The sequence below is a fragment of the Streptomyces sp. NPDC003011 genome (assembly GCF_053591515.1).
Window position 1 is genome coordinate 1 of the sequence record NZ_JBSFTY010000182.1, and the last position, 2,617, is coordinate 2,617.

3 protein-coding genes are annotated in these 2,617 nt (G+C 71.2%); all 3 read left to right on the plus strand.

Going from position 1 to position 2,617, the window contains the following annotated elements:
• Nucleotides 1-487 (plus strand): FHA domain-containing protein (locus tag ACWD0J_RS41140; protein ID WP_451500984.1); only part of this gene is annotated, 487 nt, incomplete at its 5' end.
• A 10-nt stretch (nt 488-497) separates the two neighbouring features.
• Nucleotides 498-1,010, plus strand: a complete 513-nt coding sequence (locus tag ACWD0J_RS41145; protein ID WP_451500985.1) for an FHA domain-containing protein FhaB/FipA — start codon at nt 498-500, stop codon at nt 1,008-1,010.
• 128 nt (nt 1,011-1,138) lie between these two features.
• Nucleotides 1,139-2,617: Stp1/IreP family PP2C-type Ser/Thr phosphatase (locus ACWD0J_RS41150; protein WP_451500986.1), on the plus strand; the 1,479-nt coding region annotated here is incomplete at its 3' end.

Consider the following 2,617-nt stretch of genomic DNA (forward strand, 5'->3'; position numbering starts at 1 on the left):
TCACCCGACCCGCGCCAGCACCTCCCCCGTCCGCCCGCTCCACGCCACCACCACCGCCTCCTCGGGCACGGTGCGCCAGCGCGTCAGCAGCAGCCCGCCCATGCCGGCCGCGCCGCCCCCCGGCGGCCGTCCCGGCGGTTACGGCTACCCGCAGCCCGCGGGCGGACAGCGGCCCCCGGCCGCACCCGCTCCCGCGGCCGGCGGTCGTATGCGCCACTGGATCGAGATCAACGGCACCCGCCATCAGATCTCCCGCGCGACACTCGTGCTGGGCCGCAGCACCGAGGCCGACGTGCGGATCGACGACCCCGGCGTCTCCCGCCGGCACTGCGAGATCCGGACCGGAACCCCCCCGACGATCCAGGATCTCGGCTCCACCAACGGCATCGTGGTGGACGGACAGCACACCACCCGCGCTACGCTCCGCGACGGCTCGCGGATCGTCGTGGGCAGTACCACCATCATTTACCGGCAAGCCGAAGGGTGAAGCGGGGGCAATGTCAGAGCTGACCCTCACGGTCATGCGGCTGGGTTTTCTGGCCGTTCTGTGGCTGTTCGTGATCGTGGCCGTGCAGGTCATCCGCAGCGATCTGTTCGGTACGCGTGTCACCCAGCGCGGGGCGCGACGCGAGAGCGGGCGGCAGCAGCAGGCCGCCCGGCAGGCCGCGCCCCCACCACAGCGCCAGCAGGCCGCCGGCGGCCGCCAGCGCCGTAACGCCCCCACCAAGCTGGTGGTGACGGAGGGCACACTCACCGGCACCACCGTCGCGCTCCAGGGCCAGACCATCACGCTCGGCCGGGCGCACGACAGCACCATCGTGCTGGACGACGACTACGCCTCCAGCCGCCATGCCAGGATCTATCCGGACCGCGACGGCCAGTGGATCGTCGAGGACCTGGGCTCCACCAACGGCACGTACCTCGACCGAACGCGGCTGACGACCCCCACACCGATTGCGCCGGGCGCGCCCCTCCGCATCGGCAAGACCGTCATCGAGCTGCGGAAGTAGTGCTGCATCATGAGTAGGCGCGAGCGGAGCGAGCACGCAGCGGCGGCCCCCACCCCGGGCCCCGGCGCGCTCCCGACCGGAGGGTGGGCACCGTGCGGATGTATCCGGAGCCGACGGGCGAGGTGCGCATGAGTCTGTCACTGCGCTTCGCCGCCGGATCGCACAAAGGCATGATCCGGGAGGGCAACGAGGACTCCGGATACGCCGGTCCGCGCCTGCTCGCCATCGCCGACGGCATGGGCGGCGCGGCGGCCGGTGAGGTCGCCTCCTCGGAGGCCATCTCCACCATCGTCGCCCTCGACGACGACGTCCCCGGCTCCGACCTCCTCACCTCGCTCGGCACCGCCGTACAGCGCGCCAACGACCAGCTGCGCGCGATGGTGGAGGACGACCCGCAGCTCGAAGGCATGGGCACCACGCTCACCGCCCTCCTGTGGACCGGCCAGCGGCTCGGCCTCGTGCACGTCGGCGACTCGCGCGCGTACCTGCTCCGGGACGGCGTCCTCACCCAGATCACCCAGGACCACACCTGGGTGCAGCGGCTCGTCGACGAGGGCCGCATCACCGAGGAGGAAGCCACCACCCACCCGCAGCGCTCCCTGCTGATGCGCGCGCTGGGCAGCGGCGACCACGTCGAGCCCGATCTCTCCATCCGCGAAGTCCGCGCGGGTGACCGCTACTTGATCTGCTCCGACGGTCTGTCGGGGGTCGTGTCCCACCAGACCCTGGAGGAGACCCTCGCCAGCTACCAGGGTCCCCAGGAGACCGTGCAGGAGCTCATCCAGCTCGCGCTGCGCGGCGGCGGCCCCGACAACATCACGGTCATCGTCGCCGACGTCCTGGACCTCGACACCGGTGACACCCTCGCCGGGCAGCTGTCCGACACCCCGGTCGTGGTCGGCGCGGTCGCCGAGAACCAGAACCAGCTGAACGACAACGGCTACATGCAGACCCCGGCCGGCCGCGCCTCGGGGCTCGGCCGCCAGGTGCCCGGACAGGGCGGCACAGGCGGCGAGTTCGGCCCGCCGGGCTCCGGCGACACCACCGGTTACATCCCCGCGGGCAGCTTCGGCGACTACGGCGACGACGACTTCGTCAAACCCCGCACAGGCCGCAAGTGGCTGAAGAGATCCTTCTACATCGTGCTCACTCTCGGTGTCATCGGCGGCGGCCTCTACGGCGGTCACCGCTGGACGCAGACGCAGTACTACGTCGGCACCAACGGCGAGCACGTCGCGCTGTACCGGGGCATCAGCCAGGACCTGGCCTGGGTGTCGCTCTCGAAGGTGGCCAAGGACCACCCCGAGATCGAACTCAAGTACCTGCCGCCGTACCAGCAGAAGCTGGTCGAGGACACGATCGCCGAGGGCGGTCTGAAGAACGCGCAGAAGAAGATCGACGAGCTGTCCCTGCAGGCCGCCGCGTGCAAGAAGCGGGCCCAGCAGCAGGCGGCCGAGAGCCGCAACAACTCCAAGACCGGCGAGGGCGAGGCCGGGGGCACCACGGGAACCACCCGCACCTCCCTCACGTCCAAGGCGACACCGACACCGAATCCCTCGGGCTCGACGTCGACCTCACCGTCCCCGTCCACGACCGCACCCAGTCCC